Annotated in this window: 17 protein-coding genes; 12 read left to right on the top strand and 5 right to left on the bottom strand. The window is 76.0% G+C overall.

Annotation, left to right across the window (positions count from 1 at the left end):
- Window position 1: 1 nt before the first annotated feature.
- Together ACIPYS_RS16720 and ACIPYS_RS16715 are read left to right on the top strand one after the other, a co-directional pair.
- Window positions 2-3217 carry an SNF2-related protein gene (locus ACIPYS_RS16720; RefSeq protein ID WP_400746834.1) on the top strand — a complete coding sequence of 1072 codons (3216 nt, stop codon included), beginning with the start codon at window positions 2-4 and terminating at the stop codon, window positions 3215-3217.
- A gap of 4 nt (window positions 3218-3221) precedes the next feature.
- Window positions 3222-3527, top strand: coding sequence for a hypothetical protein (locus tag ACIPYS_RS16715; protein WP_400746832.1), 306 nt, complete (start codon window positions 3222-3224; stop codon window positions 3525-3527).
- Between the two features lie 30 nt (window positions 3528-3557).
- On the opposite strand, the gene sph is transcribed toward ACIPYS_RS16715, so the two are convergent.
- Together sph and ACIPYS_RS16705 are read right to left on the bottom strand one after the other, a co-directional pair.
- Complete coding sequence (sph, locus tag ACIPYS_RS16710) at window positions 3558-4574, bottom strand: sphingomyelin phosphodiesterase (RefSeq protein ID WP_093859273.1); 1017 nt, start codon at window positions 4572-4574, stop codon at window positions 3558-3560.
- A gap of 72 nt (window positions 4575-4646) precedes the next feature.
- Window positions 4647-6743, bottom strand: coding sequence for an MMPL family transporter (locus ACIPYS_RS16705; protein WP_400746829.1), 2097 nt, complete (start codon window positions 6741-6743; stop codon window positions 4647-4649).
- Window positions 6744-7069: 326 nt separating this feature from the next.
- Between ACIPYS_RS16705 and ACIPYS_RS16700 the strand changes: the two genes are divergently transcribed.
- Window positions 7070-8488 carry a lamin tail domain-containing protein gene (locus ACIPYS_RS16700; protein WP_400746827.1) on the top strand — a complete coding sequence of 473 codons (1419 nt, stop codon included), beginning with the start codon at window positions 7070-7072 and terminating at the stop codon, window positions 8486-8488.
- Window positions 8489-8591: 103 nt separating this feature from the next.
- On the opposite strand, the gene ACIPYS_RS16695 is transcribed toward ACIPYS_RS16700, so the two are convergent.
- On the bottom strand, window positions 8592-9632 hold the full coding sequence (locus tag ACIPYS_RS16695; RefSeq protein ID WP_093859270.1) for a deoxyribonuclease IV: 1041 nt from the start codon (window positions 9630-9632) through the stop codon (window positions 8592-8594).
- A 234-nt stretch (window positions 9633-9866) separates the two neighbouring features.
- Between ACIPYS_RS16695 and ACIPYS_RS16690 the strand changes: the two genes are divergently transcribed.
- Window positions 9867-10955 carry a nitrous oxide reductase family maturation protein NosD gene (locus ACIPYS_RS16690; RefSeq protein WP_093859269.1) on the top strand — a complete coding sequence of 363 codons (1089 nt, stop codon included), beginning with the start codon at window positions 9867-9869 and terminating at the stop codon, window positions 10953-10955.
- Between the two features lie 98 nt (window positions 10956-11053).
- On the top strand, window positions 11054-12088 hold the full coding sequence (locus tag ACIPYS_RS16685; RefSeq protein WP_400746824.1) for a methyltransferase: 1035 nt from the start codon (window positions 11054-11056) through the stop codon (window positions 12086-12088).
- A gap of 96 nt (window positions 12089-12184) precedes the next feature.
- On the opposite strand, the gene ACIPYS_RS16680 is transcribed toward ACIPYS_RS16685, so the two are convergent.
- A complete protein-coding gene (locus ACIPYS_RS16680) occupies window positions 12185-12925 on the bottom strand; it encodes a class F sortase (protein WP_093859267.1) in 741 nt (246 codons plus the stop codon).
- Between the two features lie 139 nt (window positions 12926-13064).
- Window positions 13065-13490: a hypothetical protein gene (locus tag ACIPYS_RS16675; protein ID WP_093859266.1), complete on the bottom strand. Its 426-nt coding sequence runs from the start codon at window positions 13488-13490 to the stop codon at window positions 13065-13067.
- Between the two features lie 252 nt (window positions 13491-13742).
- Here ACIPYS_RS16675 and ACIPYS_RS16670 point away from each other — a divergent pair, with 252 nt between their 5' ends.
- From ACIPYS_RS16670 to ACIPYS_RS16640, 7 genes are all read left to right on the top strand, one after another.
- Window positions 13743-14195, top strand: coding sequence for a PPOX class F420-dependent oxidoreductase (locus tag ACIPYS_RS16670; RefSeq protein WP_093859265.1), 453 nt, complete (start codon window positions 13743-13745; stop codon window positions 14193-14195).
- Between the two features lie 164 nt (window positions 14196-14359).
- A complete protein-coding gene (locus ACIPYS_RS16665) occupies window positions 14360-15307 on the top strand; it encodes a hypothetical protein (RefSeq protein WP_400746821.1) in 948 nt (315 codons plus the stop codon).
- A gap of 383 nt (window positions 15308-15690) precedes the next feature.
- Window positions 15691-17175, top strand: coding sequence for an MFS transporter (locus ACIPYS_RS16660; protein ID WP_093859263.1), 1485 nt, complete (start codon window positions 15691-15693; stop codon window positions 17173-17175).
- A gap of 67 nt (window positions 17176-17242) precedes the next feature.
- On the top strand, window positions 17243-18640 hold the full coding sequence (locus tag ACIPYS_RS16655; protein WP_400746819.1) for a non-ribosomal peptide synthetase: 1398 nt from the start codon (window positions 17243-17245) through the stop codon (window positions 18638-18640).
- Between the two features lie 342 nt (window positions 18641-18982).
- Window positions 18983-22189 carry a condensation domain-containing protein gene (locus tag ACIPYS_RS16650; protein ID WP_400746817.1) on the top strand — a complete coding sequence of 1069 codons (3207 nt, stop codon included), beginning with the start codon at window positions 18983-18985 and terminating at the stop codon, window positions 22187-22189.
- Complete coding sequence (locus ACIPYS_RS16645; RefSeq protein WP_400746815.1) at window positions 22186-23427, top strand: acyl-CoA dehydrogenase family protein; 1242 nt, start codon at window positions 22186-22188, stop codon at window positions 23425-23427. Before ACIPYS_RS16650 ends, ACIPYS_RS16645 begins: the two co-directional genes overlap by 4 nt.
- Before the next feature lie 39 nt (window positions 23428-23466).
- Window positions 23467-25338, top strand: a complete 1872-nt coding sequence (locus tag ACIPYS_RS16640) for a non-ribosomal peptide synthetase (RefSeq protein WP_400746813.1) — start codon at window positions 23467-23469, stop codon at window positions 25336-25338.
- Window positions 25339-25403 lie beyond the last annotated feature (65 nt).

The raw sequence follows: 25403 nt of genomic DNA, 5'->3' as shown, positions 1-25403 counted from the left end.
GATGTACGCCCTGCACGCGCTCTGGCGAGCCGACGGCCGGCTGGCCGTCTGGGCGGAGGACGCGGCGGTCTACCGGGGTGACGCGTACCGGCCCGGCGACCGGGCCGGCCGGGGCGGTACGGCCCACCCGTTCGCCTGCCCGGCCGGGGAGGTGGCGCGGCTGCTGGGGACGGTCGGGCCGGGGCTGGGGTGGCTGGCCGAACAGGCCGGCGAGCGGTGGACGGGGTTGCTGCTGCCCAGCCTCGGCGGGCGGCCGGTGCCGTCACCGGACCTGCCGGTCGGGGCCGGCCCGCGCGGGGTGGGGCTGAGCCCGTGGCGGGTGCCCGCGCTGCTCTTCGACCGGTCCCAGGCCGCCCAGCTGCTCGGCGCGCTGCACGATCCGCACTGGCCGGGCGCCACCGTGCAGCTGCCGGACGGCACACCGGCCGAGCTGGCGTACGGGGCCTCGGTGCGCTGGCTGGCCGCCGTGCACGACCTGGCCTGGCGGCTGGTCGGGCGGGGGCGGCTGCTGCCGGTGCCGGTCGAGGAGGCGGGGGAGTGGTACGCCCGCTGGCGGCCCGCGCCGGACGCACCGGCCCGCCGGGAGTCGGCGGCACTGGTCGCGGGCTGTCCGCCGGTGTGCCGGGCCGAGCACCCGGCGGCGGCCTCCGCCGACCCGGCCGGCACGCCCGCGCCGCCGACCGCCGCCGCGTTGTTCACCGGGGTGCTGGACGCCCTGGCCGACCAGGAGGCCCGGGTCGCCCTGGCCGACCTCGACCCGCCTGCCGAGCCGTTCCTCGCCGCCCTGTACTCGCCCGACGCCCGGCTCGGCCAGGCGCCGCCCGCCGGACTGCCCGAACGGCTGGCGGTCTGGCAGGCGGCCCGCCCGGCGGACGGGCCGCTGCGGCTCGACTTCCGCCTCACCGAGCCGCTCGGCCACGACGCCGACCCGGCCGTCGTCGGCCCGGACACCGGTACGACCGGGGACGACGCCGACTCCTGGCGGCTGGACCTGCTGGTCCGCGCCGTCGACCGCCCCTCCCTGGTGGTCCCGGCCGCCTCGCTGCGCCCCGGCGCCCGCGACCCGGCCCGGGAGGCCCTGGTGGACGCCGTCCCCGCCGGGGCCGGCGATCCGGGCGAGGCGTTCCACGAGGAGCTGGCCCGCGCCGTCCGGGTCGCCCCGGAGCTGCGCGCCCTGTTCACCGGCAGCTTCCCCACCGAGGCCCGGCTCGGCCGGGCCGGGGCCCTGCGCTTCCTGCGCGAGGACGCGCCCGCGCTCACCGCCGCCGGTTTCGCCGTACTGCTGCCGGCGTGGTGGCAGCGCCGCCCCCGGCTCGGCCTGGTCCTGACGGCGGCCGCGCCCGCCGACGGTCCGGCGGCCGTGCGGCGCACCGCGCAGGTCGACCGGGACGCCGTGCTGGCCTTCGAGTGGCGGCTCGCGCTGGGCGACCTCACCCTGACCGAGCGGGAGCTGGCCGATCTCGCCGCCGCCCAGCAGGGACTGGTCCGGCTGCGCGGCCGCTGGGTCGAGGTCGACCCGGACCAGCTCGCCGTCGCCGTGCGGTTCCTGGCCGAGCACGGCACCGGCACCATGGCCCCGGTCGAACTGTTGCGGCTGGCCCTGGACGACGGGGCGGTGGTGGACGGGCTGCCGGTCACCGAGGTGCGGGCGGCCGGGCCGCTCGGCGACCTGCTGGCCGGCCGGCCGGGCCCGGCGGACCGGGTGCCGGAGCTGCCCGAGGGCTTCACCGGCACCCTCCGACCGTACCAGCGGCGCGGGTTGGCCTGGCTGGACGCGCTCGGCCGGCTCGGCCTGGGAGCCGTGCTGGCCGACGACATGGGCCTCGGCAAGACGGTGCAGACGCTGGCGCTGCTCGCCCTGGAACGGGAACGCGGGGCCGTCGGGCCGGTGCTGCTGGTCTGTCCGATGTCGCTGGTCGGCAACTGGCGCCGGGAGGCAGCGGCCTTCGCACCCGGTCTGCGGGTGCACGTCCACCACGGTCCCGACCGCACCGCGCCCGCCCCGGTCGCGTTCGCCCCGGCCGCGCCCGGCACCGGCACCGGTCTCGACCCGGCCGCCGACCCCGCCGACCCCGCCGGCCTCCCGGACCTGGTCATCACCACGTACGGCGTGGTCCAGCGGGACGCCGCCGAACTGCGCCGGATCCACTGGCGGCGGATCGTCGCCGACGAGGCGCAGCACATCAAGAACCGTTCGGCCCGGCAGTCCAGGGCACTGCGCTCGCTGCGCTCCGGCCCCCGGATCGCGCTCACCGGTACCCCGGTGGAGAACCGCCTGGCCGATCTGCACGCCGTGCTCGACTTCGCCAACCCGGGGCTGTTCGGCAGTCCGGAGTCGTTCCGGGAGCGGTTCGCCAACCCGGTCGAGCAGACCGGCAGCGTGGACGCGGCGGCCCGGCTGCGGCGGGTCACCGGTCCGTTCCTGCTGCGCCGCCGCAAGAGCGATCCGCAGATCGTCCGGGACCTGCCCGCCAAGCAGGAGTTCACCGTCAGCTGCTCGCTGACCGCGGAGCAGGCCGGGCTCTACCGGGCGGTGGTGACCGATCTGCTGGAGCGGCTGGGCGGACTGCGCGGGGTCGAGCGCAAGGGCGCGGTGCTGGCGGCGATCGGCCGGCTCAAGCAGGTGTGCAACCACCCGGCCCAGCTGCTGCACGACGGCACGGCGGTGGCGGGCCGTTCGGGCAAGGTGGAGCGGCTGGTCGAGCTGCTGACGGAGGCGCTGGCCGAGGGGGACCGGGCGCTGGTGTTCACCCAGTACGCCGAGTTCGGTGCGATGCTCCGGCCGTACCTGCGGCGGAAGCTGGGCGAGGAGGTGCTCTATCTGCACGGCGGGGTGCCGCGCGCCCGCCGGGACACCATGGTCGAGCGCTTCCAGTCGCCGGACGGGCCGCGGGTGTTCCTGCTGTCGCTCCGGGCGGGCGGCACCGGGCTGAATCTGACCGCCGCCAACCAGGTGGTGCACCTGGACCGTTGGTGGAATCCGGCGGTCGAGGACCAGGCCACCGACCGCGCGCACCGGATCGGGCAGCGCCGCGACGTGCAGGTGCGGCGGCTGGTCTGCGCGGGCACGGTGGAGGAGCGGATCGACGAACTCCTCACCGCCAAGCGGACCCTGGCCGAGGCGGCGCTCGGCGCCGACGAGCAGTGGCTGGCCGAACTCCCGGCCGAGCGGCTGCGGGAGCTGCTCACCCTGTCCGCGGACTCGATCGGAGCATGACCCCATGACGGGATCGGAGCGTCACCCGGTGACCGGGCCGCAGCGCGACCCCTTGACCGGACCGGAGCGTCACCCGGCGACCGGACCGGAGCGCGACCCGGTGATCCGCGCCGACCGCGGTGCCGACCGGCCGCTCGCCGAGCTGCTGGACGTCTACTGGCACGGCCGGGTGCCGCCGCCGGTCGACCCCGGGCAGGGCGGAACACCCACCGCCCTGGACGAGTTGGGCCCGTCCGGCCTCACGGCGCGCGGCCGCCCGCTGGAGGCCGGGCTGGCCGCCGCCTACCGGCGGTTCACCGGGGCCGGCTGACCCCGGTGGACCGCCGTGCGGAGCCGGGGCTCAGCCCGCCGTGACCGGGTAGTGGTCGGACAGGTCGTTGTAGGTGTAGCTGGTGCCCCAGCTGCTCACGGTCCACGGCGCGCTGTGGAAGCGGACCACCGAGTTGGTGTAGGCGGCCGGGCGCGCGTGGTCGGCGCGGTAGAGGACGTAGTCGAGGTCCTCCTTCGGCTCGCCGGGGTAGCGGTAGGCCGCGATCGAGTTGTCCGCGGTGTCGAAGGAGTTGACCCAGCCGTCGCGGGTGGTGGCCGGTGCCACGCCCGCGTTGGCCAGCAGCGACGGGTACTCGCTGCCGTGCGAGTCGATGTTGAGGTCGCCGGCGAGCACGATCGGCTCGGCGGCCGGGATGTTCTTGGCGTCGACGAAGGCCTTCATCGCCTTGAGCTGGGCGGCCCGGACGGTGGCCGGCTGGCCGTTCGAGCAGCCGGAGTCGGTGGACTGGAGGTGGGTGCCGATCACGTGGGTGCGTACGCCGTTGACGTTCAGCACGGCGTAGACGAAGCCCTTGTTGGACCACCAGTCCGCCCCGCAGGCGTCCTTGAAGATGTACTGCTCCTTGCGCAGGATCGGCCACTTGCTGAGCAGGGTGACCCCGCCGTCCTCGGGCGTGGTGGAGCTGTAGCTGCCGGAGGTGGCGTCCCAGCCGCTGGTCGAGCGGCCGACCACGGGGGTGTGGTACGGGTACTGCGCCGAGGCCTGGGCGACCAGGGCGTCGGAGGCGGCGTTGTCGAAGGCCTCCTGGAGCACCACGACGTCCTGGCCCTGGAAGAAGCCGGTGGCCGGGATGGCCTTGGCGCGGTAGTCCTGGCCCCAGTTGGGGTAGAGGCTCTTGCTCATCAGGAAGATGTTGTACGTCAGCACCTTGAGCGGCGCGACCGTCGGCAGCGCGGTGGCGGCGGTGCCCTCCGCGGGGGCGGCGAGGGCGCTCGGCGCGGCGGCGAGCGGGGCGAGCAGGGCGGCGGCCGCGGTGCACACCGCGGCGAGGCGCGCGCCGGGGCGGCGCGTGGAGGGAGTTGGCATGTGCGCAGTGAAGCGAGATCGGGCCACGCTCGTCCAGACAGTGAACGATAACCATATGAACTCATTGGTAACTTAAAGCTGTCTGGCCAACTCGTCCTCGGACGGAGGAACTTGTCCGGACAACGCGCTCGGCCACCACATGTGCCGGTCCAGGTCGACGGTCAGCGCGGTCACCAGGACGGAGCGCACCACCAGGGTGTCCAGCAGCACGCCGAGGGCCACCGCGAAGCCGATCTCGGCGAAGCCCACCACCGGCAGGGTGCCCAGCACGGCGAAGGTACTGGCCAGGATCAGACCGGCCGAGGTGATCACCCCGCCGGTCGCGGCCAGTCCGGCCACCGCCCCCCGCCGGGTGCCCTGCTGCGCCGCCTCCTCGCGCACCCGGGTCATCAGGAAGATGTTGTAGTCGATCCCCAGTGCCACCAGGAACACGAAGACGAACAGCGGGAAGGCGTTGTCCTGCCCCTCGAAGTCGAAGACGTGCTCGAAGAAGAACGCGCTGATGCCCAGCGCCGCCGCGTAGGAGAGGACGACGGTGGCGATCAGCACCAGCGGCGCGGTGACCGCGCGCAGCAGCAGGGCGAGGATCACCAGCACCACGCCCAGTACCAGCGGGATGACGGTCCGGTTGTCGGAGGTCGCGGCCCGGCCGGCGTCCAGGATCACCGCCGTCGAACCGCCCACCTGGGCGTCGGCGTCCGGCACGGCGTGGACGGCGCTCCGCAGCCGGTCCACGGTGTCCTTGGCGGCCTGGCTGTCCGGCGGGTCGGTGAGTGTCGCGCGGAACAGCGCCCGCCCCTCGTGGAACATCGGCTCCGTGGTGCTCGCGATCCCGGGCGTCGCCCTGGTCACCTCACGGACCGCGCCGCTCTCGGCGGCCGCCGAGACGACGCTCAGCGGCGCACCGGTGCCGGCCGGGAAGTGCGCCTCCAGGGCCTGCTGGCCGACCACCGAGTCCGGTGTCCCGGTGAAGCTGCCGGCCGTGCTGAGCCCGGTGGCGTTCAGCGAGACCAGCCCGACGCAGCAGGCCGCGAGCGCCAGCCCGGTGCCGATCCACACCCTGCGCGGCCGCCGCGCGATCCACTCGCCGACGTGCGCCCAGCGTCCGGAGCGCGTCGGCTCCGGCGTGCCGTAGGCGGGCTTCACCGGCCAGAACACCCAGCGTCCGAGGATCACCAGCAGCGCCGGCAGCAGTGTCAGCATCGCGGCCAGCGCCACCAGCACGCCGATCGCGCAGACCGGGCCGAGGCCGCTGGTCGAGTTCATCTCCGCGACCAGCAGGCAGAGCATCGAGGCGACCACGGTCGCGGAGGAGGCGAGGATCGCCGGACCGGCCCGGTGCAGGGCGAAGGCCATCGCCTCGTGCCGGTCCTCGTGCCGGCGCAGCTCCTCCCGGTAGCGGGCGGTCAGCAGCAGGGCGTAGTCCGTCCCCGCGCCGAGCACCAGCACGATGAGGATGCCGGCGCTCTGCGCGTTGACGGTCAGTCCGGCGTGGTCGGCCAGCAGGTAGATCACCGCCTGGGAGACCACCAGCGCCCCGGCCGCGGAGAACAGCGGCAGCATCCACAGCACCGGGCTGCGGTAGGTGAGCAGCAGCAGGACGATCACCACGGCGACGGTGGCGGCGAGCAGGGTGGAGTCGATCCCGGCGAAGGCCTCGGCCTGGTCGGCGCCGACCCCGGCCGGACCGGTGACATGGGTGGTCATGCCGAGGCTGTGCTCGGCGGCGGTGGCGCGCAGGCTGTCCACCGCCGGGCGGAGGTCCTTCCAGCCGCCGGTGCCGATGTCCACCGACACGACGGTCTGCAGCGCCTCGCCGTCCGCGGACTCCACGGGCCCGGTCACCGGGCCGACCACGTGCGGGGCGGAGGCGAAGGCGCGGGCGTCCGCGGCCGCCTCGGCCTTGTCGGCGGCCGTGATGCCGCCGTCCCGGACGTAGACCACCACCGCCTGGGCGGTGTCCACCGGCTGGAAGGCGCGCTGCTCGTCGAGCACCCGGGTGGACTCGGCGTTGCCGGGCAGCCAACTGGACGCCTGGTTGTCCTCGACGTCGGTGAGCTTGCCCGCCAGCGGGCCGGCCACCACCAGCAGGACCAGCCACAGGGCGAGTACCACCCACTTGCCGCGGCGTCCGCACGGCAGCTCGGCCAGTCTCCGGGTCGGGCTCATCGGGGGACCACCGTTCTCGGGGCTGCGGCGGCGCGGGTCGCCACCACGCGTCGGCATCGTCCGCTCCAGCCTGGCACCGGCCCCCGGACCCGGCAGCCCGGGCGGCACCGGCGGGCCGCCGACCGTGTGTCACCCCGGGCGTGCCGCGCGCTCCGAGCGTCCGGTGGGTCGGGTGGGACGGGTGCGCGCGGACGGTGCCCGGGTGGTCCCGGCGTGCTGTGGTTCTTCCGTCGTTCACACCGCGCTCGCCTGCAGGCGTTGCGGTGTTGGCGGGTTACCGGGACGGTGGTGGCGCCCTGTCAGCCCTTCCCCCCAGGACGGACATCGTGACCGCATCGCGTGCACCGCGCCGGCGCCGCAGCCTCGCCCTCCTCCTCGCCACCGCCCTCGGCCCCGTGCTGGCCACCGGCGTGCTCGGGGCGTCCCCGGCCGCCGCCGCGCCGGCCGACGACATCCGGATCAACGAGGTGGTGACCACCGGATCCGTCAACGACTCGATCGAGCTCGTCAACAAGGGCACCTCCGCCGTCGACATCTCGGGCTGGGTCCTCAAGGACGACGACAACAGCTCCAGCTACAAGATCGCCTCCGGCACCACCCTCGCCGCCGGCGCGTTCAAGGCCTTCGACGTCCACAACGCCTTCGGCCTCGGCTCCGCCGACAAGGCCCGGCTCTACCTGCCGGGCGGCAGCACCCTGGTCGACAGCTTCACCTGGAGCACCCACTCCGCGCCGTCCTGGTCCCGCTGCCCCGACGGCACCGGTGCCTTCGCCCAGGCCCAGCTCACCCTGGGCGCGGCCAACAGCTGCGGCTCCGGCGGCGGCACCCCGGTGGCCTGGCCCGGCGGCAGCACCGTCGCCACCGCCGACGCCTCGAACGTCTTCGGGAGCGACCTCAGCGGTCTCTACCAGGACGGCGGCGTGCTGTGGGGCGCGCAGAACTCCGGCAAGCTCTGGCGCCTGCTGCCCAACGGCTCCGGCGGCTGGACCCCGGACACGGCCAACGGCTGGGGCTCCGGCAAGACGCTGCGCTTCCCCGGCGGCACCGGCAGCCCCGACAGCGAGGGCGTGACCGTCACCTCCGCCGGGGCGGCGGGCGGCGTCTTCGTCTCCAGCGAGCGCAACGGCGACGCGTCCGGCACCAGCCGGCTGTCCGTCCTGCGCTACGACGTGAGCGGCACCGGCAGCACGCTGACCGCCGGCAAGGAGTGGAACCTCACCGCGAGCCTGCCCGCGGTCGGCTCCAACCTCGGGCTGGAGGGCATCGCCTGGGTGCCGGACAGCGCGCTGACCGCCGCCGGCTTCAAGGACGAGTCCACCGGCGCGGCCTACAACCCGGCCGGGTACGCCGCCCACACCGGCGGAGTGTTCTTCGTCGGGGTCGAGGGCACCGGCGCCGTGCACGGCTTCGTGCTCCAGGACAGCGGCAGCTTCACCAAGGTCGCCTCGATCAGCACCGGCCTGGCCGGGGTGATGGAGGTCCAGTGGGAGCCGCAGACCTCGCGCCTGTGGGTGGTCTGCGACGACACCTGCAACGGTCAGCACCGCACCCTGAAGGTCAACGCCTCCGGCGCCTTCGCCACCACCGCCGTCTTCAACCGCCCGACCGGCATGTCCAACCTCAACAACGAGGGCTTCGCGATCGCCGGCGCCGCCGAGTGCGTCGGCGGCAGCAAGCCCGTCTACTGGTCCGACGACAGCAACACCGGGGGCCACGCCCTCCGCAGGGGCACCATCACCTGCTGATCCCGCTGATCCCGCTGATCCCGCTGATCCCGCTGATTCCGCACGTCCCGCGGCCCCGAGCCACCCGGCTCGGGGCCGCGGCCGTCGTGGCGGGCCCCGGCCCTCACACCGGCAGTGGGCCCGCGGCCGCACCGGGTGCGGGGGCCGGTGCCGCGGCGCGGGAGCGGAGCCGCTTCAGGGCGGTGATGTCGAGGGTGTGGCCGGCGCCCTCGCCGCCGTGCTTGCGGTCCGGGGTCTCCACGATCAGGGGGACGCCGGCCGTGGCCGGGTGCTCGAAGAGCTCGCGGAACGGTTCGGCGCCGATCAGGCCGGCGCCGATGTTGGCGTGCCGGTCCTTGCGGGCGCCGACCGCGTCCTCGGAGTCGTTGGCGTGGATCAGCCGCAGCCGGCCCGGTCCGGCGGCCTCGACCAGCGCGTCCAGGGTCGCCCGGACGCCGCCCGGCGCCGCCAGGTCGTGACCGGCCGCGAAGGCGTGGCAGGTGTCCAGGCAGACCCCGACCTTCGGGTGGCCGTCCAGGGCCTCCAGGTACCCGGCAAGGTCCTCCATCCGCGCGCAGAGCGAGCTGCCCTGGCCGGCCGTGGGCTCCAGCAGCAGCCACGGCGCGTCCTCGCCGAGCGCGTCGAGTTCGTCCAGCAGCCGCCGCACGTCCTCGCGGACCTGGGCCATCGCCTCGGCCCGCCGGGAGCCGCCGCCCGGGGCGGAGCCGACCGCCGACCCGGTGTGCAGCACCACGCCGAGCGCGCCGATCGCGTGTCCGCGCCGCAGCGAGTGGCGCAGCGAGTCGGCCGAGCGCTCCCTGGTCAGCGGGTTGTCCGAGCCGAAGTTGATGAGGTACGGCGCGTGCACGTACGCGGGGACCGCCCGTTCCGCGCAGGCCGCGCGGAACTCCGCGTCCTGCGCCGGGTTGCCGGTCGGCGTCGCCCAGCCGCGCGGGTTCGCGACGAACACCTGCACCGTCTCGGCGCCCACCCGCCCGGCGTACGCGAGGCCGGTGCCGGCCAGTCCGCGGCCGGCCACCGGCACATGAGCGCCGATCGGGTTGCGGACCGCCGGGTCGCGGGGACCTGCAGGGCCGGCGGTGGTGGTGCCGGCCGGGACGGTGTCGGCCGCGGGGGCGGCGGCTGCGGCGGTGCTGGTGCTCATGGCTCCGAGCATGGCACGCGCACGGCGCACCACCGCAGGCCGGGCCGGTGCCCCGACCGGCCGACGCCCCGTCAGCCCGGCAGCCCAACCCTGGTGGCGGGGCCTTCCGCCCGCCCCTAGCGTCGGTTCGGCCGACACCCACCGGCCGTCACCTCCCGACCACCCCGCGTCATCGTGCCGACGTCCCCGCGAGCGCGCCCCCGCGTCGGCGCGTCAGAAAGCAGGTCACCACTCATGCCCACGCGACGGGTCCACCACCTCGCCGCGGCCACCGCCGCCGCCACGACCGCCCTGACCACCGTGCTGACCGCCGTCGGCGCCGCGCCCGCCCGCGCCGCCGGCGAGCTGCACCTGGTCCGGCCCGGCGAATCGATCCAGCAGGCCGTCGACGCGGCTCTGCCGGGCGACACCGTGCAGCTGCTCCCCGGCGAGTACCGGGGCAGCGTCCGGATCACCACGCCCGGCCTCACCCTGCGCGGCGCGGGCCGGGACAGCGTGCTGCTCCCGGCCGAGGTGCCCGCCGCCGACGGCGCCGCCGCCTGCGCGACCGCCGGCCACGGCCTCTGCGTGGCCGGCACCGACGAGCGGCCGCTCGCCGGCGTCACCGTCGAGGCGCTCGCCGTCACCGGCTTCCGCAAGAACGGCATCAGCGCCTCCGGCACCACCGGGCTGACCGTGCGCGCCACCTTCGTGCACGACAACGGCCAGCAGGGCATCAGCCAGGAGAAGTCGACCCGGGGCGTGATCACCGCCAACGAGTCCACCCGGAACGGCCAGTCCGGCGTCTTCCTCGCCAACTCGGTGGACAGCGAGGGCGGCGCCCTCTCCGCGGACGGCACCCTGGTCAGCGCCAACCTGCTGACCGACAACCGGGTCGGCGTCACCGTCCGGCGGCTGCGCGACCTGAGCGTCGAGCGGAACCGGATCCACGGCAACTGCGGCGGGGTGTTCGTCGTCGGCGACGAGGGCGTGCCCCGGGCCGGCGCCCTCACCGTGACCCGCAACCAGGTCGTCGCCAACAACCGCTACTGCCCGCCGAACCCCCGGCTCGACCACATCCAGGGCGCCGGGATCGTGCTCACCGGGGCCGAGGAGACCGCCGTGACGGAGAACGAGGTCCGCGACAACGTCGGCGCCTCGCCGTTCTCCGGCGGCATCGTGCTCGTCCACAGCGTGGTCGGGGTGGCCAACGCCCGCAACACCGTCGCCGACAACCTCGTGCTCGGTAACGGGCCGGCCGACCTCGCCGACCGCGACACCGGCACCGACAACTCCTTCGCCCGCAACCAGTGCGCGGTCTCCGAGCCGGCCGGCCACTGCTGACCGGACCCGAGCCCGCCCCGCCCTCGCCCCGTCCCGCCCTCGCCCCGCCCTCCTGAGCCCAGTCCAAGTCCCCCCGCAGAAAGCAGAGACCCGGCCCCATGACCACCGCACCCGCCGCCACCACCCCGCAGGCAGCCATGCGCCTGCGGGAGCTCGTCTTCGGCGCCGCCTGCGCCGCCGCCGTCCGCGCGGCCGCCCGGCTCGGTGTCGCCGACAAGCTCGGCGACACCCCCACCCCCGTCACCGACCTCGCCGCCGAGCTCGGCACCGAGCCCCGCCAGCTGCGCCGCCTGCTGCGCGCCCTCACCTGCTACGGCATCTTCGAGGAGCTCGACGGCGACCGCTTCACCCACACCGACATGTCCCGGCTGCTGCGAGAGGACGCGCCGAACAGCCTCCGCTACATCTCCCTGTGGTGCACCGAGCCGTGGACGTGGGAGGCCTGGCCGAAGCTGGACGAGGCGGTGCGCTCCGGCCGCAACGTCTTCCCCGAGCTGTTCGGCAAGGAGTTCTTCGACTACCTGCACAGCGACGCGGGCGAGTCCGCCAAGGTCTTCGACAAGGCGATGACCACCTCCAGCCGGCAGTCCGCCGCCGACTTCGCGGCCTACCTCGACCTCACCGGGATCGACGCGGTGGTCGACATCGGCGGCGGCCAGGGCCACGTCCTCGCCAGCCTGCTGGAGAAGCACCCGTCGCTGCACGGCACCCTGCTGGACCTGCCCAAGGTGGTCGCGGGCGCCGACGCCCGGCTGCGCGAGGGCGGCGCGTTCGCCGACCGGGCCCGGCTGGTCCCCGGTGACTGCCGGGAGGCGATCCCGGTCGTCGCGGACCTCTACATCATCAAGAACATCCTGGAGTGGGACGACGCGAGCACCCGCCGCACGCTGGCGAACGTGGTCGCCGCGGCCCGCCCGGGCGCCCGGGTCGTGGTGGTCGAGAACCTCGTCGACGACAGCCCCTCGATGCGCTTCACCACCGCGATGGACCTCCTGCTGATGCTCAACGTCGGCGGCGCCAAGCACTCCGAGGCGAGCATGGTCCGGCTGATGACCGAGGCCGGGCTGGAGGTCCGGGAGGTGTGCCCGGTCAACCCGTACCTGCACGCCTTCGAGGCCGTGGTGCGCGGCTGACCCGGCCTGCCGGAACGACGAGGCCGCCGGTCCCCTTCCGAGGGGGGACCGGCGGCCGCGTCGTGCGTCGCTCCGCTTCGCGTCGTGGAGCGGGACTCAGGCCTTGCGGCTGGACTCCAGGTGCGCGAAGACCACCACGTTGTCCAGGTAGTCACGGCGCTTCTTGTCGTAGGTGCCGCCGCAGGTGATCAGCCGGAGCTGGGCGTCGGGCGTCTTCCCGTAGACCTTCTGGTCGGGGAAGGCGTCCTTGGCGAAGGTCTCGACGGCGTCCACCGAGAACACCGCGACCGTGCCGTCGGCCCGCCGGACCTCCACCTTGTTGCCCGGCAGCATCAGGCTGAGCAGCAGGAACACCGCCGGGCCCTTGGTGGTGTCGACGTGTCCGGCGACCACGGCGGCGCCGCGCTCCCCGGGGGTGACGCCGTCGCGGTACCAGCCGACCAGGTTCTTGTCGTCCGCGGGCGGGGCGTTGAGCTGGCCGGCGGGGCTCAGGGTGAGCTCGGTGAAGGGAGCGTCCACGTTGAGCTGCGGGATCCGGAGCCTGGTCGGCTTGGAGCGCTTCAGCGGCGCCGCCGCCTTGACCGGCGCGGCGGGGGCGGTCGCGGCGGCCCCCGCGGGTGCGGTGGGGGCCGGGGCGCCGGGGCCGGTGGCCGCCGGGGACCCCGGCGCCGGTCCCGGTGCGGCGGACGCGGCGGCGGCCGGCGGCGCGGCCCCGGCGGCGGCCGCGTCGTCGGCCGGGACGCTGTCCACCGAGTTGTAGATCAGCAGCAGACCGACCGCGGCCGCGCCCATGCCCGCGCGCAGCAGCCGGGACGTACCGGGGATCAGACCGGCCATCGTCGCTCGTACTCCTCTCAGTGGCCCGCGTTCGGGGCGCCGCGGGCCGGACACGGCGGAGCGCCGCCCCGCACGCCCCCGCCGTGGCCGGCGCACCGGGCGCGGGCCACGACGGGGAGGCGGCGGGAACGGCGCGCGGTCAGATCGCGGCGTCCGCGGTGCGGCGGCCGCGGCGCAGGGCGATCGCGCCCGCCCCGAGGCCGCCGAGCAGCAGCACCGCGCCGGAGGCGAGGCCGCCGCCGGAGAGCGCCAGGCCGCCGCCGCCGGTGTGCACGCCGCCGTGCGGGGTCTTCTCCTCGCCCTTGCTCTCGTAGCTCTTGCCCTCGGAACCCTTGCCTTCCGGGGCCTTGCCCTCGGAGCCCTTGCTCGCGTCGGTGCCGGAGGAACCGTTCTGCTTCTCGTCCCAGGTCTTCTGGCCGTCGGAGGTGGCGGCCTTGTCCTGCTTCTCCTGCCAGGTGAGGTTCTTGCCCTGGTCGGCGGCGCCGTCGGCGTAGGCGAGCGGGGCACCGACGGTGAGGGCGGCGGCGACGGCTGCTCCGGCGAGCAGGGTACGTGCGGAACGCATGATGATGATCCTTCCGGCGCGGTACCGCGATCGCCGACACATCATCGGGCGGGGGACTCGCGGAGTGGGCGCCTGATTCACCGTCAACCACCCTGACGCCCGCTGCCACCGGAGGGCGGCAGCCCCGGCCCGGCGGGTGACCCCTTCGAGTGGAGTCCCGGGCGTGTTCACCCGAGTGCCCTGGGCGATCCGGGTGAGGTGCGTGTACGAGGGGCGGGAGTGGCGCCCGGGGCGTACGGGCAGACTCGGCGCATGGTCGAGATCTCGAAGGACGTCCGTGAGCGGATCGAGGCGGGGCACATCTGGTACGTCGGCACGGTCAATGCCGACGGCTCGCCGCACGTGAGCCCGATGTGGGTGGGGACGGAGGGGGACCTGGTGCTGTTCAACACCTCCGTGGGGCGGGTCAAGGAGCGCAATCTGCGGCGGGACCCGCGGGTCTGTCTGTCGCTCGCCGACCCCGGGAACCCGTACGACCGGGTGCAGATCCGGGGGCGGGCGGTGCGGTTCGTGGAGGGCGAGGAGGCGGTCCGGAACATGGACCGGCTGGCGCGGACGTACCTCGGGGTGGAGCGGTACGGCTGGGGCATCCCGGGGGAGCGGCGGGTGGTGGTGCTGGTCGAGCCGACCAGGATCAGCCGGGTGGTGGGCATCGAGCCGCTGCCGCCGGGCGCCCCCGGGAGCGACCCGGCCGGTCTCGGCTGACCTGACCTGGCCCGACCCGACCTGGCCCGACCAGACAGTCCGTGCCCTGTCCGCCCCGCCCTGCCCCGCGCGTGGCGGCCGTTCCCCGAGGCAGCGGGCCCCGGGGAACCGGTCGGGCGGGGCCGCGTCTATCTTGAGGGGCCACGGACACGAGAGGGGCGCACATGGGCACGGCCGGTCGGAAGGTGGCCGCCGCGGCGGCGACGGGTGCGCTGCTGGCGGCGTTGGCCGCCTGCGGTTCCGGGAGCTCGACGAGCTCCGAGAACGCGGCGAAGGGCACGGCGGGCGCGTCGGCGACCCCCGGGGCGACGGCCGACGCGGCCACCGGGGGTACCGGTGCGCCCTCGGCGGCGGCCGGGTCCGGGACCGCCGCGCCGTCGGGCGACCCGGCCGGTGGCGCCGCCGCCGGCGGTACCCCGGCGGCCGGGGCGAGCGGTCCGGGCGCGGCCACGCCCGGGGCGACGGCGGCGGGCGGCTCGACCGCCGGTACGGCCGGTGCCGGGGCCGGGGCCGCCGGAACGACCACCGGGGGCGCTTCGAGCGGTGGAGCGGCTGGAGCGGGTGGGACCGGCGGGGCCGGGCAGCCGGCGACCGGTCCGGACTCGGACACCGCCCTGCTCGACTCCGCGCTGGTCGCCCTGCTGCTGCCCGACCAGAAGGCGATGACCGGCTGGGAGGAGGAGAAGCGGCGGGTCGACACCGCCGACCACGCCACCACCTGCACGGCCGCCGCGCCCTGCAAGGGCAAGCCGCTGAGCGGCAGCGCCAGGTTCGCCGCCGGCGAGGTGGTGGTGCGCTTCGGCGTCGACACCCTGCCCGGCCGGGCGCAGGCCCAGGACCGGTACAAGGAGGCGTACGGCGCGTACGCCGACGCGAGCAAGTACGGCCCGGCCGACGTCGGCCTGCTGGGGACGGAGAGTCGCGCGTTCAAGGGCGACCTCGCGGGCCGGGACGGTGTGGCGATCGTGCTGCGCGCCGGCACGGTGGTCGCCACCGTCACCACCGAGGGCGGTCCGGTGGACCCGGCGGGCACCCGGAGGCTGGCCGCGATGCTGGTCGCCCGGATCGAGCAGGCCCAGGCGGGCCGCACCCCGGACGCGGCCCTCGGCTAGCCCGTCCCCCTTCAGCGGGCCCCGCGGCCCCCGGACCGACCCCGGTCCGGGGGCCGCTTCCGTGCGCCGATATCACGGCCGCACCACCGCCAGGTGACGGAAAGTCAGCACTCCCCGGGTTCCGGCCAAGTTGAGGCCGGCTGTCCGCTGGCTGAAATCCATGGTCCGGATAGCGGACACTCGGTTGGACATCCCGAACGGGAAGACCGGTCGGCGCGACGTCGCTGGTCCCGCCCCCGGGCGCCCGTTCCGGGCCCTCGCGGTCGGATAAGGAGCAGGTGAGGGAAGACTGAGCGAGCGGCGGTATCCGGCCGATTCGGGCGGGGGCCGGAATCCGGCCAGCCGGTTGCCCTGTAGCGAATCGGTAACCGAGGGTCGTACTGATGAACGAAACGCCTCACCTGCCCAGTACCGGTCCGTCGGCCCGCCGCGACTTCCGCCTCCTGCTCTCGGGGGCCGTCACGGCGCAGGCGGGCAGTCAGGTCACCCTGGTCGCACTGCCCCTGGTGGCAGTGGTGGAACTCGATGCCACGCCCTTCCAGGTCGGCCTGCTGACCGCCGCCGAGACCGCCGCCTTCCTCCTGGTCGGCCTCCCCGCCGGCGCCTGGCTGGACCGGATGCGCAAGCTGCCCGTCCTGGTCCGCGCCGACGTGCTGCGATGCCTCGCCGTCGGCTCGATCCCGCTGGCCGCCGCGCTGGACGTGCTCAGCCTGCTCCAGCTCTACCTGGTGGCCCTGGTCACCGGGGTGGCGACGGTCTTCTTCGACGTCGCCCACCAGTCCTTCCTCCCCGTCCTGCTGCCGCGCGACCGACTGGTGGCGGGGAACGGGGCGATCGAGACGGTCCGGTCCTCGGCGCAGATCGCCGGACCCGGTCTGGGCGGCGGACTGGTCCAGCTGCTCGGCGCCCCGCTGGCGATCGTCGCCGACGCGTTCGGCTTCCTCGCCTCGGCGGTCCTGCTCTCCCGGATCGGGGCCGAGGAGCGACTGCCCGCGCCCGAGCCCGGGCGGTCGCTGCGGGCCGAGGTCGCCGAGGGCCTGCGGTTCGTGCTCGGCCACCCGCTGCTGCGGGTGATCGCCGCCACCACCGCGGCGTCCAACCTGTTCAGCGCGGTGCTGATGGCCGTGCAGACCGTCTTCTGGGTGCGGGTGCTGGACCTCTCCCCGGCCGCGATCGGGGTGCTGCTGTCGGCCTCGGCGGTCGGCGGGCTCGCCGGTGCGCTGTGCGCGGGCCGGCTCGCCGCGCGGATCGGGCAGGCCCGGCTGATCTGGCTCGCCCCGCTGGTCACCGGTCCGTTCGCGCTGCTCTGGCCGCTCGCGGACGGGGGCGTGGGGGCGGTGCTGTTCGCGATCGGCGGGGTGGCCGTGCTGTTCGGCGCGGTGGTCTACAACGTCGCCCAGGTGAGCTTCCGGCAGAGCCTGTGCCCGCCCCGGCTGCTCGGCCGGATGAACGCCACCATGCGGTTCCTGGTCTGGGGCACCCTGCCGCTCGGTGCCCTGCTCGGCGGCGCCGTCGCCGAGCAGGCCGGTCCGCGCGCCGCGCTCTGGCTCTGCGCGGCGGGCTTCCTGGTGGTGCCGGTGCCGCTGCTGTTCTCGTCGCTGCGGGGGATGCGGGACCTGCCGTCCGCGCCCGCGGAGGAAGGGAAAGCCGACGCCGGGCCGTCGGCGGACGACGCCCCGACCGAGGGTTCCGGCCCGGCCGGAGCCACGGCTCCGTCGGCGGCCACGGCCCCGATCGCGGTCACCGGTCCGACGGTGGGCGTGCGGCCCACCGCGGGCGTGCGGTCCGCCGTGGACGCGGACCCGGCCGCCGGTGGCGCCGCCGGGCGCGACCCGGCCGAAGCCGCCGACGCCGGAAGGGCCCGCTGAACGCGCCGCCCGGGCCCGGAACCACGCCGACCCACCGATGTCCCGAACCGAAAGCGGAGACCCTCCCGTGCACTCCAGCATCACGGCCGCCTACCTGACCCGCTACCGGTCCCTCGCCTCCGCCGCCGGGACCGGCCCCGACCCGGTACCGCTGCTCCCGCTCACCGGCGCCCAGCGCCGCTTCCTGATCACCCGCCACCGCGACCGGCTGGCCCGGACGGACATCGTCCCGCTGTTCTTCGCCTTCCCCCGGGGGACCGTCGACCTGCCCCGGTTGCGCCGCGCCGCGCTTCGGCTGGCCCGCCGGCACCCGGCGCTGTGCGGCGGGTTCACGGTGCTGCGCGGTACGCCGGTGCTGCGGCTCGGCGAGCCCTCGGTCGAGGTGGCCCGGGTGCCGGTGGACCCGTCCGGTCCGGCCGCCCCCGGAGCCGTCGCCGCCCCCGGAGCCGGGATCGGCGCAACCGCCGTCGACGGGGCCGCCGGTGCCGGGCTGCCGGACGGGCCCGCCCGGGCGGCGCTGCTGCGGGCGCTGCTGGACTGGCCGACCGACGGACCGGCGCTGCGGCTGCTGCTGGCGGCCGGACCGCAGGACGAGGAGGAACTGCTCGCCGTCGCCCTGGACCACGCCGCCTGCGACGAGCAGTCGCTCGGCCTGGTCACCGAGGGGCTCGGCGCCGCCTACGCCGAACCGGACGAGGGCGAGACTGCCCCGGACGCCGCGCAGGCCGAGGCCGTCGAGGCCTACCGGGCGGCGGTGGAGGGGCAGTTGGACGCCGAGGCGCGGGCGGCCGGCGAGGCTGCCCAGCGGCACTGGGCAGCCCGGCTCGGCGCTCTCGCCGACGCCCCGGATGCCGCCGGACCGGCCGGTCCGGCCCGGTCGACCGGCATGGCCGTGGACCGGCTGCCCGCCGTGACCGGCGCCGCCCGGAGCGGTGTCTTCCCGGCACTGCTGGACGCCGTCGCCGCCGCGGCGCACCGGCTCGACGGCGGCGACCGGGTGCTCGCGCTGGGTTACCCGTGGGGCGGCCGCCCGGCCGACACCGCACCGGTGCTCGGCTGCTTCCTGAACACCCTGGTCCACCCCGCGCCGCCCGGCCCGCCCCGTCCGCTCGACGCGCTCGGCGCCGACTGGTGGGACGACCTCGACCACGCGGACACCCCGTACGACGAGGTGGTGCGCGCCGCCCGGTCCGCCGGGGCGAGCTGGTCCGGCGCGCTCGACGGGCTGCTCACCTTCGAGGACCTGCACCGCCGACCGCCCCTGCTGCTCGGCGGGGTCGCCGGGCGCGAGGTGCACCTCGCGGGCCGTCCGCTCGCCGCACCGATCGCGGTGTCCGCCTCGCACGGCGAGGACCTCCTGGTCCGGCTGGCCTGGGACCGCGAGCGTTACCCGGACGCCGCGGCGGAGGCCGCCTTCGCGGTGCTGCTCGCGACCCTGCGCCACCACCTCGGCACCGGGGCCTGACCCGCCGGGCCGTTCCGCCGTCCCGGCCCCGCCGCGGTCCCGAGCCGCCACGGTCCCGAGCCGCCGCCGCCCCGAGTCGCCGCGGTCCCGATCCACCACCGTCCCGATCCCCCGGACCGCTCCGCTCGCCGACCGCCGCACCCGCCGGCCGGCCGGTCCGCCACGACCACCCCGACCCACCCCGACCCACCCCGACCCGCGTCGACCCGCGTCGACCGACCCCGACCCGTTCCGCCGGGCCCGCCACCACCCCCGGCGGGTCCCGGCCCGGGGCAGGCCCCACAGTGCCCGCCCCGAGCTGTCGAACCGAATCAACAACCCGACACAACCAGGGAGTTGCCCATGTTCGTACTCTCCTCCTCGCAGGAGATCGTCTGGCTGCACGAGCAGATGCAGCCCGGCAGTCGTGCCTACAACTTCACCGCCGCCCTCGATCTCTGGGGGCCGCTCGACACCGACGCGCTCCGGGCCGGCCTCACCGCCGTGCTCGCCCACCACCCCGGCCTGCGGCTCGAACTGGTCCCCCGCGCCGAGGGGTTGCCGCTCCAGCGGGTCGGCGCCCGGACCGAGCCGCGGCTGCGCACCAGCGACCTGAGCGCCGAGGCCGACCCCGAGGCCGCGTTCCGTACCCTGCTGGCGGCGGAGGCCGAGGAGCCGCTGGACACCACCGACGCCCCGCTGCTGCGCTGGCACCTGGTCCGGATCGGCGACGACCACCACCGACTGATCCACGTCGAGCACCACCTCGTCCACGACGGCCACTCGTTCGCGATCCTGCTGCGCGACCTCTTCACCGTGTACCGCGCCCACGTCCTCGGCGAGGCCGACACGGTCACGCTTCCCGCCGCGCCCTCCTACGAGGAGCACGTGCACGCCGCCGAGGCCGTCCGGGAGGCCGGCCGCGAACGTGGACTCGCCTTCTGGAAGCAGGAGTTGGCGGACGCCCCGCTCGACCTCGCGCTGCCGGGCCTGGCCCGTCCCGGCGCCCGCCGCCGCCACCGCGGCGGCCAGCTGCGCCAGTCGATCGGCGCCGATCTCGCCGAGCGGCTGCGCGAGCGGGCCAAGGCCGACGGCCACACCCCGTTCTCCACCCTGCTCACCCTCTTCGCCGAACTGCTGCGCCGGCACAGCGGCCACCGGGAACTGATGGTCGGCACCGCCGTCGGCAACCGGCCGCCCGGCTTCGAGGGCACCGTCGGGATGTTCGTCAACACCGTGCCGCTGCGCCTGCGACTGGACCCTGCCGCGCCCGGCACCGACGCGGTGGACGAGGTGACCGATGTGCTGTTCCGTGCGCTGCCCCACCAGGACGTGCCGGTCCAGGAGCTGACCCGCGCGCTCGGCCGGCACACCACCGGTGCGGACAACCCGCTGTTCAGCGTGATGTTCAGCGCGCACGACGCGCCGCTGCCCGATGTGCAGGCGCCCGGCCTCGAGGTCTCGCTCTACGAGGGCTTCAACACCGGTACCACCCGCTTCGACCTCGACCTCGTCCTGCTGCCCGACGACCGCCGGGTGGTCGGCGAGAAGCACGGCGCGGCCGGGATGACCCTGGTCTGGGACTACGACGCCGACCTGTTCGGCGAGAGGATCGCCACCCTGCTCTCCGAGCGGTTGCTCGACCTGCTGCGCGGCTACCTCGACGGCCCGGACGCCCTGCTCGCCGACCTCGCGGTGGCGCCCGCCACGACCGGCACCGCGACGGACGGGGACACCACCCCCGCCGCGCTGCCCGAGCCGGCCGGTCTCGACCCGGTCGCCGTCCACGACCCGAGCGCGCTCGCCCTGCTCGCCGGTTCCGAGCGGCTGAGCTACGGCGACCTCGACCGCCGGGTCGGCGAGCTGGTCGAGCGCCTGCGCGCCGCGGGGGTGACCCCCGGGCAGCCGGTCGCCACCGTGCTGCCGCGCGGCGTCGACAGCGTCGTCGCCCTGCTCGCCTGCCTGCGCCTCGGCGCGGTGCACGCCCCGCTCTCCGCCGAGGACCCGCAGGCCAGGCTGGCCCTGCTGCTGGAGCGGCTCGCCCCGGCCCTGGTGCTGGCCACCCGGCAGAGCGCCCTCGCGCTGCCCGCCGACACCGTCCCGGCCCTGCTGGACGGCCCGGCCTTCCCCGCGGCCCGCCCGGCCGCCGTGCTCGACGGCGCCGCCTACGTGATCCACACCTCCGGCTCGACCGGTGTGCCCAAGCCGGTCCTGGTCGGCCGCACCGCGCTGGCCCGGTACCTGACCGCGGTGACCGCCCGTTACGGCCTGGGCCCGGCCGACCGGGTGCTGCTGTTCGCCCGGCCGTCCTTCGACGTGGCGCTCGAGGAGGTGCTGCCCTCGCTGGTGGCCGGCGCCGCCCTGGTGCTGCCGCAGCGCGAGGTCCCGACCGGGCCCGAACTGGTCGCCGTGCTGGCTGCCCGCGGCGTCACCGTCGCCAATCTGCCGACCAGCTACGCGCTCGCCGTCCGCGAGGACCTGCGCGACGCGCTGGCGGACGGCCGCTGGGCGCCGCGCCTGCTCGTCCTCGGCGGCGAGCGGCTGCCGGCCCGGGCGCTGCGCGGGCTGACCGACGGCACCGCCGTCACCGTCCTCAACGCCTACGGCGTCACCGAGGCCACCGTCACCTCCACCGTGCACGAGCTGACCGCGGCCGACCTGGCCCCGGCTGCCGTCGCCGACCGTACCGATGCCGACGGCGCGTCCGTCGGCGGTACCGCCGCCGAGGGCTTCGACGACACCGCCGAGATCCCGCTCGGCACCGAACTCCCCGGCGTCCGGATGCACGTCCTGGACACCGGCGGCCAGCCGCTGCCGGCCGGAGCGGTCGGCGAACTCGCCGTCGGGGGAGCGGCCCTGGCCGACGGCTACCTCGGCCTGCCGGAGGTGACCGGGGCCCGCTTCCCGGTCGTCCCGGCCCTCGGCGGCGAGCGCGTCTACCGCACCGGTGACCGCGGCTACCGCGACCTCGACGGACGGCTGCGCTTCCTCGGCCGCCAGGACAACCAGGTCAAGCTGCGCGGCTTCCGGATCGAGCTGGAGGAGATCGAGGCCGCCGCCTCCGCCGAACTCGGCGGCCGCTCCTGCGCCGTCCTGCTGCACCGGGACGACAGCGCCGGACCGCGCCTGCTCGGCTTCCTCGACGGCGGCCCGCAGCCCGACCAGGCCGCCCTGCACGCGGCCCTGGCCCGCCGGCTGCCCGCCGGTCTCGTCCCGGCGAGCTGGACCGCGCTGGACGCCATGCCGCTGCTGCCCGGTGGCAAGCCCGACCGGGCGGCCCTCGCCCGGCTGGCCGCCGAGGCACCCGCCGCCGCCCCGTCGGAGACCGCCCCGTCGGCCTTCACCGACCCCGCCCAGCTGCTGATCGCCGAGGCCTGGCGGGAGGTGCTCGGCCACGACCGGTTCGCCCCGGACTCGCACTTCTTCGAGGTCGGCGGCCACTCGCTGCTCGCCGCCCGGCTCGCCGCCTGGCTGGAGCCGCACCTCGGCAACCGGCCCCCGCTGCGCACCCTCTTCCAGCACCCCGTCCTGGCCGACCAGGCCCGCGCCCTCACCGGAGCCCAGCAGTGACCCTCACCGCCCCCGGGCCCGCCGCCGCCCGCCCCGCTGTACGACCGGCCAACAGCACCGGCCTGTCCGCGCCCTCCGCCGTGCTGGAGGGCGAGCACCGCGAACTCGTGGCCGCCTTCGAGAGCTTCGTGCGCCGCGAACTCGAGCCGCTCGCCGCTGAGTTGGCGGAGTCCGCCGAACAGCCGCCGGCCGACCTGCGGGCCTACGTCCGCAAGCGCTCCGCCGCCCTCGGCTTCTACGCCGGCGACTACCCGGAGGAACTCGGCGGCTCCGGCATGCCGTTCACCGCCGTCGTGCTGCTCCACCACGCCGCCGGGCGCAGCGGCTGCCCGCTCGCCCCCTACGCGCTGGCCGGCTCCGACGGGCCCAGCCCGCTGCTGCGGCACGGCACGCCCGAGCAGATCGAGCGCCACCTCGTCCCGCTGGTCCGCGGCGAGCGCACCCGCTGCCTGGCACTCACCGAACCCCAGGCCGGGTCCGACGCGTTCCGGCTCACCACCACCGCCGTCCGCGACGGCGACGGCTGGCTGCTGAACGGTCGCAAGACCTTCGTCAGCAACGCCGACCGCGCCGACCTCGCGCTCGTGGTCGCCGCCACCGATCTCGGCGACGGCGCCGGGCCGACCGCCGGCGCCACCGCCTTCGTCCTGCCGATGGACCACCCCGGGCTGCGCATCGGCCAGCGCTACGAAGGCATGTCCGGGGAGCCGCTGTTCGAGCTGGTGCTCGACCGGCTGCACGCCCCGGCCGCCGCGGTGATCGGCGGCGAGGACGGCATCGGCGCCGCCACCGGCCTCGCCATGGACAGCCTCTCCCGGGGCCGGCTGGTGGTCGCCGCGATGTGCGACGGCATCGCCGAGTACGCGCTGCGGCTCGGTGTCGAGTACGCCCGCGAGCGGCAGGCCTTCGGACAGCCGATCGGCGACTACCAGCACATCCAGGACCACCTGGTGCGTACCCGCGCCGAGGTCGAGGCCGCCAAGCTGCTGACCCTCGCCTGCGCCCGGCTCGTCGACGAGGGCACCGAGGCGCCCGAGAACGCCGCGCTCGCCAAGCTGACCTCCTCCGAGACCGCCGTCCGGGCCGTCGACCGCGCCCTCCAGGTGCACGGTGCCACGGGCTGGGTGCGCGGCCATCCGCTGGAGTACCTCTACCGCTACGTCCGGATGACCACCATCATCGAAGGGACCTCCGAGGTCCAGAAGGTGATCGTGGCCCGGGCCATGGGCCTGGGCTGACCCGTACCGACCATCCACCGACGTCCGGAGGACCCCGTCATGACCACCATCCAGGACCGGCCCCTGCCCGGCCTTCTGCCCGGCCTCTCCGTCGCCTACGGCCGCCCGCACCGCGACGGCGCCGTGCTCGACCTCTTCACCAGCTGGGCCCGCCGCACCCCGAACGCGCCCGCGCTGATCGACGGCGGACTCACCCTGAGCTACGCCGAACTCGACCGTCTCGCCGACGGGATCGCCGGGCAGCTGGCCGGAAGGGTCCGCCCCGGCGACCTGGTCGGCCTCTGCCTCGACCACTCCGCCGCCCTGGTCGCCGCCACCCTGGCCGTCGCCCGGCTCGGCGCCGTCCACCTGCCGCTCGGCCCGCGTCCCGGCGAGCGCCGGCTCCGCGCCGTCGCCGAACAGCTGCGCCCCGCCTGCCTCATCGGGGACCCGGCGCTGCTCCCGCCCGCCCACCGGGACGGCCGGCACCACCCGGTCACCGCTCCGGGCGCGACCGGGATCGTGGCCGCCTTCGCCGGGGAGAGCGACGGCGCGGAGGCCGTCCGCGCTCCCAGGGGCACCCAGTACACCGTGCTCACCTCCGGCTCCACCGGCCTGCCGAAGGCCGTCGCGGTCGGGCAGACCGCGCTCGGTGCGCTGCTCACCTGGTACCGCGAACTGACCGGCCTCGGCCCGGGCGACCGGCACAGCCTGCTCATCGGCGTCGCCTTCGACCCGCACCTGATGGAGCTGTGGGCCGGCCTCACCTCCGGCGCGGCGCTCTGCGTCGCCCCCGAGGCCGTCCGCTGGGACCCGGTCGCGCTCACCGACTGGTGGCGCACCGCCGGCATCACCGTCGGTGTGCTGCCCACCCCGCTCGCCGAGCCGGTGCTCGACCGGCCCTGGCCCGCCGACCTGCCGCTGCGCCACCTCACCGTCGGCGGCGACCGGCTGCGCCGCACCCCCGGTCCGGACGTCACCGCGACCGTCCACAACGCCTACGGACCGGCCGAGGCGACCGTCACCACCACCGTGCACAGCATGGTGCCGGGCGCCGGGCACGGCACCGGCGCGCCGCCGATCGGCCGGCCCGTCCCCGGCGCGATCGTCCTGGTCACCGACGAGAACGGCCGCGCGCTGCCGCGCGGCGAGGCCGGTGAACTGCGGATCGGCGGCCAGGGCCTGGCCATCGGCTACCTCGACGAGGGACTGACCGCCGAGCGCTTCGTCTCCGCGCCCGACGACCTCGAGGGCACCGACCGGGTCTACCGCACCGGCGACCGGGTGCTGATGCGCGCCGACGGCGTGCTGGAGTTCCTCGGCCGGCTGGACGACCAGGTCAAGGTCAGCGGAGTGCGGATCGAACCGGCCGAGGTCGAGGCCGCCCTGGAGCGCGACCCCCGGGTGCGGCGCGCCGCCGTGGTCGCCCGCCCGGCCCAGGTGGGCGGCGCACAGCTGATCGCCTTCGCCCAGCCCGTGACCGGGGGCACCCCGGTGGACGGCGCCGAACTGCTGGCGGCGGTGCGGCCCTGGCTGCCCGAGCAGGCGGTGCCGAGCGCCCTGCGGCTGGTCGACGGCTTCCCGCTGGACGCCAACGGCAAGATCGACCGGGCCGCGCTGCTCAAGGCCGAGGAGGCCGAGGCCCAGCAGGGTGCCGCGCGCCCCGCCGGGGCCGGGGCCGACGCCGCCGCCACGCCGACCGAGCGGACGCTGCTCCGGATCTGCGCCGGGCTGCTCGGCCGGACCGACCTCGGCCCCTCGGACAACTTCCTGGACGCGGGAGGGACTTCGGTCACCGCCGCGCGACTGCTCGCCGCGCTGGAGGAGGAGTTCGAGGTCCGGCTGCGGGCCCCGTCGCTGCTGCGCCAGCCCGATCTGCGCGCGGTGGCCCGGCTGGTCGACGAGCGCCGTCCGGGCGCCGTCACGGACTGACCGGCCGCCCCCTCCCGCCCGCCCACCGTCGCACGGCGCCCCGGCCCACCGCCGGGGCGCCCGGA

The organism is Kitasatospora sp. NPDC089913 (genome assembly GCF_044748625.1).
GTDB lineage: Bacteria > Actinomycetota > Actinomycetes > Streptomycetales > Streptomycetaceae > Kitasatospora.
The sequence above is the reverse complement of the archived record's forward strand: the minus strand, read 5'-3'. Positions and strand labels throughout refer to the sequence as shown.

Bases quoted from the DNA above. Each gene is read 5' to 3' on its own strand.
- ACIPYS_RS16720 (WP_400746834.1), top strand. From the start codon at position 2: ATGTACGCCCTGCACGCGCTCTGGCGAGCCGACGGCCGGCTGGCCGTC.
- ACIPYS_RS16715 (WP_400746832.1), top strand. From the start codon at position 3,222: ATGACGGGATCGGAGCGTCACCCGGTGACCGGGCCGCAGCGCGACCCC.
- sph (WP_093859273.1), bottom strand. From the start codon at position 4,574: ATGCCAACTCCCTCCACGCGCCGCCCCGGCGCGCGCCTCGCCGCGGTG.
- ACIPYS_RS16705 (WP_400746829.1), bottom strand. From the start codon at position 6,743: ATGAGCCCGACCCGGAGACTGGCCGAGCTGCCGTGCGGACGCCGCGGC.
- ACIPYS_RS16695 (WP_093859270.1), bottom strand. From the start codon at position 9,632: ATGAGCACCAGCACCGCCGCAGCCGCCGCCCCCGCGGCCGACACCGTC.
- ACIPYS_RS16690 (WP_093859269.1), top strand. From the start codon at position 9,867: ATGCCCACGCGACGGGTCCACCACCTCGCCGCGGCCACCGCCGCCGCC.
- ACIPYS_RS16685 (WP_400746824.1), top strand. From the start codon at position 11,054: ATGACCACCGCACCCGCCGCCACCACCCCGCAGGCAGCCATGCGCCTG.
- ACIPYS_RS16680 (WP_093859267.1), bottom strand. From the start codon at position 12,925: ATGGCCGGTCTGATCCCCGGTACGTCCCGGCTGCTGCGCGCGGGCATG.
- ACIPYS_RS16675 (WP_093859266.1), bottom strand. From the start codon at position 13,490: ATGCGTTCCGCACGTACCCTGCTCGCCGGAGCAGCCGTCGCCGCCGCC.
- ACIPYS_RS16670 (WP_093859265.1), top strand. From the start codon at position 13,743: ATGGTCGAGATCTCGAAGGACGTCCGTGAGCGGATCGAGGCGGGGCAC.
- ACIPYS_RS16665 (WP_400746821.1), top strand. From the start codon at position 14,360: ATGGGCACGGCCGGTCGGAAGGTGGCCGCCGCGGCGGCGACGGGTGCG.
- ACIPYS_RS16660 (WP_093859263.1), top strand. From the start codon at position 15,691: ATGAACGAAACGCCTCACCTGCCCAGTACCGGTCCGTCGGCCCGCCGC.
- ACIPYS_RS16650 (WP_400746817.1), top strand. From the start codon at position 18,983: ATGTTCGTACTCTCCTCCTCGCAGGAGATCGTCTGGCTGCACGAGCAG.
- ACIPYS_RS16640 (WP_400746813.1), top strand. From the start codon at position 23,467: ATGACCACCATCCAGGACCGGCCCCTGCCCGGCCTTCTGCCCGGCCTC.